This window comes from Kaistella yonginensis (genome assembly GCF_030409525.1).
Taxonomy (GTDB): domain Bacteria; phylum Bacteroidota; class Bacteroidia; order Flavobacteriales; family Weeksellaceae; genus Kaistella; species Kaistella yonginensis.
Map to the genome: position 1 here is coordinate 1 of NZ_JAUFQB010000001.1, position 3,183 is coordinate 3,183.

General features: G+C 32.1%; 4 protein-coding genes. 3 read left to right on the top strand and 1 reads right to left on the bottom strand.

Annotation, left to right across the window (positions count from 1 at the left end):
• Nucleotides 1-262: transposase (locus QWY78_RS00005; RefSeq protein WP_290215623.1), on the bottom strand; the 262-nt coding region annotated here is incomplete at its 3' end.
• Nucleotides 263-547: 285 nt separating this feature from the next.
• On the opposite strand from QWY78_RS00005, the gene QWY78_RS00010 reads away from it, so the two are divergent.
• The 3 genes from QWY78_RS00010 to QWY78_RS00020 all read left to right on the top strand — a co-directional run bounded on the left by QWY78_RS00010 (nt 548) and on the right by QWY78_RS00020 (nt 3,062).
• A complete protein-coding gene (locus QWY78_RS00010; RefSeq protein WP_290215624.1) occupies nt 548-1,312 on the top strand; it encodes a hypothetical protein in 765 nt (254 codons plus the stop codon).
• A gap of 117 nt (nt 1,313-1,429) precedes the next feature.
• Entirely contained in the window at nt 1,430-2,578 is a 1,149-nt protein-coding gene (locus QWY78_RS00015) for a hypothetical protein (protein WP_290215625.1), read from the top strand.
• 10 nt (nt 2,579-2,588) lie between these two features.
• Nucleotides 2,589-3,062 (top strand): hypothetical protein, encoded by a 474-nt coding sequence (locus tag QWY78_RS00020; protein WP_290215626.1) that lies wholly within the window; start codon nt 2,589-2,591, stop codon nt 3,060-3,062.
• The last annotated feature ends 121 nt before the right edge of the window (nt 3,063-3,183 follow it).

The following is a 3,183-nucleotide window of genomic DNA, read 5'->3' on the forward strand; positions in this document are numbered from 1 at the left end:
CATCCAGACAATTGCTGCAAAAGCGCATTAAAGCTCTATCACTGTTAATATTATTCAGATAACCAACCATTAGAATTTTAAAAAATACAACGGGATCAATACTATATTGACCGCAGCTTCCGTAGTACGATCTGGTAGCTTTATAAAGAAAACCAAGCGACAGATTTTCATTAACTCTTCGGTAGAAATTATCTTCGGGAACCATCTCATCCAGACTCTGATGGTAAAAGAGTTGCGGGCTAATTATTTTCTTTCCTTGCATGCACTAATTTACGGATAATATTCTATATNGGTATTGGCAAAATGCGGGGATAAGGTTTGAATTGAAAAGCAGAAATATTTAGCCGCCGCTGCTTTTTCGTATTATTATTTTTTGTAATTTAACAATCCGAAAAAAGCATCGGCTACGTTCAGTCTAAATTGAACTTTCGTTCAAATTAAGCCCGCACTTCGCCAATACTTTTTCCGTTGGCAAACAGTGTAAAAAGAAAATTCCGTTTAAAACCTGTTTTCAACGTAAAAAGTATTAACTAAACTAAAAACACTTATGAAGAAAAATCTAAATCTTTTGAAAATCTTAGCGGTTGCAATTTTATTTCTCATTCTCGGCTGCAGGCAAGAAGCAGACTGGACAACAAACCAACAGCAACAAAACAGGGCTCAAGAATTCTTTAAAAACAACATTAAAAACAGTAAATCCGAAGACATTTCTCTGATTTCTAATGCTATTGAGCATTTAGAAAAAATTAACACCAAAAACAATTTCCTTTCTAAAATATCTGACAAAAAAGGACTTCCTGTTTGGGAGTATCTCATTCATGCTGATGTTAAAGCTCATCAAACTTCAAACAAAGGAGATGAAACTTCTGAAATACTGATCATTCCTCTCAGACAAGAAGAGAATTTTCTTTCTTCTCTTTTGTATGTGGAAAATCTTGATTCTGACAATCCCGATATTTATACTGTTACCAATGAACAGCTCGAAGACTTTGTTCACAATCAGCAAGTTGATAAAACGATTCGGGAAAGTGTTCTGATGACTTTCCTTTCATTCGACAGACAAATTTTTGGTGACAGAAAATATTCTTCCATTCCTTTGGAACTTTTTGACAAGGTTCATGTTCATAACGGTGACGATTTTAAATCTTTCAACATTAGTGAACCCTTAGAATCAAATCCAAACGCAAGGGAGATTATGGATTGCTTTAAAATTTACCACTGTACTGGTTGTCAGGGAGCTTGTGATGGTTGTAATCTTTGTGTTTCCGATTATTGTTATTTAACTGGTTCTGGTGTTCCTGGTTCAACTTGAAGCTCTGGTTCAACAGGGACTTCGGGAAATGATGGTTCTTCGGGAAGTACAACTGGTGGTGGAAACAACACAGGCGGTTCTGGTAGTAATACACCCGAAGAAAATATTCCGTGGTATTTGGCAAACCCAAATATTTACAACTATAATGGAAATGTGAGAATTATTTTCAGATTACTCTATAATTTTAATATTGTGTTAAATGACGAGCAACTAAATCTTTTACAAGACAATGTAGATCTAAACACATATATTAGAAATTACTTATCAAACAATACAGTAGAAAAATCTAAAATGGTTGAATGGGTTACTAATTATCTAAATTTTAACGAATCCTATAAAAATTATTACTGTAATAATGTATATGATTTAGCTTTTTTATTAGAATTAGATAGCCAAAATATTGATTATAATAAAAATACAGCAGATGTAATGAGTGATTTACTGGTTAATAACGAAAATAATACATTACATAATTTAGATACATCATGGCCAAATTGGAATAACACAAAATCATCAATGAAAGAAAGATTTAAAAACAGTATTCCAATTGCCGTAAAATATGGAAAAATTTTATTTACTAATCTAAAAAAAGTTACTGACAAATATCCTGCAACATTAATTTATGCGAACAAAGGAATTGATAAGATGAGAAACGAAATACATAACGAAGGATTAATAAACTATGATATTCATACCATGAAGTGGAAAGATATTGTTGGTTGTTGGCTTTTTGAATTAGGAAATTTTTCCATAAATAACTCTACTGGTTTAGGCAATATGCCTACTTTAGGATTTGCCGGTTTCGATTATACCATCAGTGGAATTCCTAACGATTCCAATATGAGACATTTGACTACTCATAAAGTTAACACTAACGGAACTCCTTCCCCTAATTCTATAATGGATTTGAGAAAACAAGCTATAACAAGAATCAAAGAAGGCAAATTAAATCCATTTAATGGAGAATGGATTTTTGGAACAGATGCAACCATCAATACAATTACAAAATTAGACGGAATGCAATTCTGTTTGGGCTCTTACCAAACGGATGTTTACATAACCTCTTTGGGAAATAACAAATATGAACTTACTTATATTGTAAAAAACAAAACAGGATGGACTTCTGGATCAAGAGGCTTAAACGATTATAACGGAAATCCTACTGATGATAGTATAATTCCCGACAAACCTCGTGGTACAGGATTACATCTTGGAGGAACAATTGGCGAAACTTTTGGTTGGAAAGAAATTATAATAATTCCTTAAAATTATGCATATGAAAAATATTTTCTTATTATTATCTCTATTGAGCTTATTTTTTTGCAAAGAAGGACCTGAAGCAGCACTCAACGAAGATTTCGAGTATGTAGATGCTTCAAAACCTCTTCCTTTTGAAAAACTTGTTGGTCTTTACAAATTGGATGAGGATTCAAAGAAAAGATATAATATACCTTTAGATTTGGATTTAACTTTAGATATTAAAACAGATAAAACATTTGTTGCTAATAATTATTTAGAACCTAAAACCCATCAACTTCATAACAAAAATCTTATAAGTTTTTTTTATTATCACAATGATTATAAAGAGAAACATCCAACGATTAGCATTTTTAGCGATGAATCGGTCTTTTTTAACAATATAAATATTTACTATCGCAAAAAAGATAGTGTTTTAGCATTATACATTTATACTCCTCCCCCGAAAGGACAAGAACATGGAGATTACTTGAGGTACATAAAAGTAAAATAACACCGTCTGCCAACAATGGTAACCGTTGCACAACCCCAATATTTTCGAGATTACCCAAAATTTATAACAAAAAACGACCTCTTTTAAAGCGATTTAAGGGAGCTTTGTTTTTGGTGCAAAG

Bases quoted from the DNA above. Each gene is read 5' to 3' on its own strand.
- QWY78_RS00010 (WP_290215624.1), top strand. From the start codon at position 548: ATGAAGAAAAATCTAAATCTTTTGAAAATCTTAGCGGTTGCAATTTTA.
- QWY78_RS00020 (WP_290215626.1), top strand. From the start codon at position 2,589: ATGAAAAATATTTTCTTATTATTATCTCTATTGAGCTTATTTTTTTGC.